Annotated in this window: 2 protein-coding genes and 1 tRNA gene; all 3 read right to left on the reverse strand. The window is 60.1% G+C overall.

Features of this window, described 5'->3' with window-relative positions; all coding sequences use genetic code 11:
• Window positions 1–28: 28 nt before the first annotated feature.
• Window positions 29–100: transfer RNA gene (locus tag GFD18_RS10850), tRNA-Glu, on the reverse strand.
• 399 nt (window positions 101–499) lie between these two features.
• Window positions 500–1,360: a tRNA (guanosine(46)-N7)-methyltransferase TrmB gene (trmB, locus tag GFD18_RS10855; protein ID WP_404801629.1), complete on the reverse strand. Its 861-nt coding sequence runs from the start codon at window positions 1,358–1,360 to the stop codon at window positions 500–502.
• A gap of 149 nt (window positions 1,361–1,509) precedes the next feature.
• Window positions 1,510–2,523: a UDP-glucose 4-epimerase GalE gene (galE, locus tag GFD18_RS10860; RefSeq protein ID WP_100510027.1), complete on the reverse strand. Its 1,014-nt coding sequence runs from the start codon at window positions 2,521–2,523 to the stop codon at window positions 1,510–1,512.
• Between the last annotated feature and the right edge of the window lie 866 nt (window positions 2,524–3,389).

A 3,389-nucleotide genomic window follows, 5' to 3' on the forward strand; every position in this document is an offset into this window, starting at 1 on the left:
TCGTTGTTTATCAGCCTTACAACTGAAGTACCCCCGGAGAGAGTCGAACTCTCGTTGTCAGATTGAAAGTCTGATGTCCTAACCGTTAGACGACGGGGGCGAACAACTCGATTGATATTACGGGAGTGACCAACATCGCGCAACCCCCGGCGTGTCGCAATTAGTATACCCCGCCAAAATACTGCAATCCCAACGTTTCCCGACCATCCCCACCACGCCCGCCCAACCGACAGGAACCGAAAACGCCCTACAATTCCCATCCGTTCACACGCATACGACGAACAGGAACCAGGCACACCCATACGGTTCCCATCCGTCCGCTCCCCCACAACGAACAGGAACCGAAGCCAAGGTGCGGCTCCCTTTCGTTCGGTTATCAACGACGAACAGGAACCGTGCGTCTCGCCCGATTCCGTTTCGTTCGACATCAACGACGAAGGGGAACCGCAGCATACGCGCGGTTCCCCTTCGTTGCATTGCTCCCGACAGATGGGAACAATCACACGGCGCGGTAGGTGAAGTCATGAATCACGCGGCCGGCGTCGATGCCCTTCTTCTCGAAATTGGTGAGCACGCGGCCGTCGAACCGTTCCGATTCGGCGAAATCGGCGTGTGGCAGCTGCGCGGCCATGTCGGCGGTGCCCTTGCTCACGTGCTCGGTCGGCAGGCTCACGGTCAGGCCGCCGACGTTCTCGAAGTCGTCACGGCCGTCCATCACCTCATGCACATGCAGCGCATAGTCCTCGATGTCGGTGGCGATGCGCCATACGCCGCCCGGACGCAGTGCGCGGTGCACCTCGGCGGCAAGTGCCGGCTGTACGATGCGGCGCTTGTGATGCTTGGTCTTGGGCCACGGGTCGGGGAAGAACGTCCATACCTCGGCGAACAGACCGTCGGCGGCGGCCTTCATGAGGTCGGGCGCGTTGACCTCGCATACGCGCAGATTGCGCAGTCCGTATTTGCCGGCCTTGAGCAGCGCATGGGCGACGCCGGGCTTGTACACCTCAAGGGCGAGGAAGTTCACGTCGGGTCGGGCCTGCGCGGCCGCGACGATGTTCTCGCCCTGGCCGGTGCCGATCTCGACGATCAACGGATGGTCGTTGCCCCATGTGCGGGCCGCGAAGTCGGCGTCGAACCGGAAGTCGGGGGCGATGGAGAGTTCGCGATGCTCGTATTCGGGCAGTTCGAGCAGATACTCCCCCGCATAGGAATCCCATGCCTTCTGGAGTCGCTTGTCGAGACGGGAGGAGCGACGCACGAACGACATGAGCTCACGGCGGCGCCCCGGCCCGGCCGTCCCCGGCATCGCGCCCTCCACGGTGCGGTATTCGTCAGGTACGGTGTTCGTCGTCTCGCTCATTGATACTCCGTTCATTTCATCCGTCGCGTCGGCATCGGTTACGTTCGGCATGTCGTACATTGTCTGACTACACGATACCGAAGGCATACGAATACGGGCCGCCCGGCAATATCCGGACGGCCCGCACACGAGGAAGACACGGTCAAACGTCAGTCGGTCTGCTTCCAGTTCTCGACATCGATGTGATGCTCGGGATTGGCCTGCCATGCGCGCCATGCGGATTCGACGATGTCCTCCACGTCGTACTTGGCATGCCAGCCCATCTCCTCGTTGATGCGCTTCGGGGAGCCGATCAGGTGCGGCGGGTCGCCGGCGCGACGGCCCTGCACATGCTCTTCGAACGGCAGGCCGGTGACCTTCTTGAGCTCGTCGACGATCTGGCGCACGGAGGTGCCTTCGCCGGTGCCGACGTTGAAGGCGTCGTACTTGCGCTCGTCGCGGTCGAGGTACTTCAGGGCGGCGAGGTGGGCGTCGGCCAGATCGGAGACGTGGATGTAGTCGCGCACGCAGGTGCCGTCCGGGGTCGGGTAGTCGTCGCCGAAGATGAGCGGGGCCTTGCCCTTCTTCAGGCGGTCGAGCAGCATCGGGATGAGGTTGAGGATGGCCGGGTCCTCGAGCTCGACGGGGCCGCAGCCGGCGACGTTGAAGTAGCGCAGGGCGCAGAAGCGGATGCCGTAACGCTCCTCGCAGGCACGGGCCATCCACTCGCCGAACAGCTTGGTCTGGCCATACGGGTTGATGGGCAGCATCGGCACGACGTCCTCGGGCACCACGTCGACCGGCGGCACGCCGTAGGTGGCGGCGGAGGAGGAGAAGACGAGCTTGCGGGTCTTCTCGGACTTGCTCATGCCGGTGAGCACGTTGAGCATGCCGCCGATGTTCTGCTGGTAGTACCACAGCGGCTTCTCCACGGATTCGCCGACCTGTTTGCGGGCGGCGAAGTGGATGACGGCGTCGACGTCCTCGGCGTCGAGGATCTCGGCGAGTCGCTCGCCGGCGCCCGGCGCGGAGATGTCCATGCCGTACAGGCGCGAGCCCTCGATACGGGTCGGCTTGCCGTAGCTCAGATCGTCGACGACGACGACCTTCTCACCGGCCTGATGCAGGGCGTGGACCACATGCGCGCCGATATAGCCGCAACCTCCAGTGACCAGAACAGTCATGGTGTTCCTTCCTATTACAATGAGCGAAGATCGTCGACATCGGCCCACTCGGTCATCGAGCGGCCATGATATCGAGATGTTAATTTTTGCTCGGTTTTGTTACTTTTTCTAACATCTTCAGTATAACGCAAATCCGAACGACGACAACCCCGACGCGGCGAGACGGCGCCTCACGGCACCGCAGTCATAAAACAAACGAAACCGACGGGCAACCATCGACCACAAGACAGACACCGTCACAGGCAGGAATATCACCCGAGAAACCTTGGGAAATCTTGCAAACATACGAGAAGATATAGGTTTTGTGGGTCTAAGCTCCCGCAAAAACCGCAAAGTGGGTCTAGACGTTCGCCAAACCGCCGATTTTCACCTCTTCACGTATGCCACAGACCCACAAATCTTCTTATGAACGCCTTAGCCCACAATTGTTGAACACCTCAGACCCACAAACTACGGACTGCATATCAATCAACCCACAAAACAGACGCACCAGACCCACAAACCCAGGCGCGACCACGCAGGCCACGCCGCCGACGAACGGATAGACCCACAAAACCGAACTGCAAAACCACCATCCGACGCAATAGACCCATAAACCCGTCAGACACCAAACCAGCCTGCCGCAATCAGCAAGCCAATAGACCCACAAAACCGTGAACAGACCCACAGATCAGACAGACGCCGAACCCCCATCACAAACAAACGAAAAGACCCACAAATCCACCGAAATCCTTGGAATATCAACGATATTAAGACCGTGCACCACATCGCAAAGCATGCGCGACACGCCGAAGACCGAATCAGAGTTGCGTCATTCTCAGACCTGTGTAATATATACATTCGTTGCCTGCACAGCAGACAGCAAG

Origin of the sequence: Bifidobacterium saimiriisciurei, assembly GCF_010667655.1 — a bacterium.
GTDB classification, from domain to species: Bacteria; Actinomycetota; Actinomycetes; order Actinomycetales; family Bifidobacteriaceae; genus Galliscardovia; species Galliscardovia saimiriisciurei.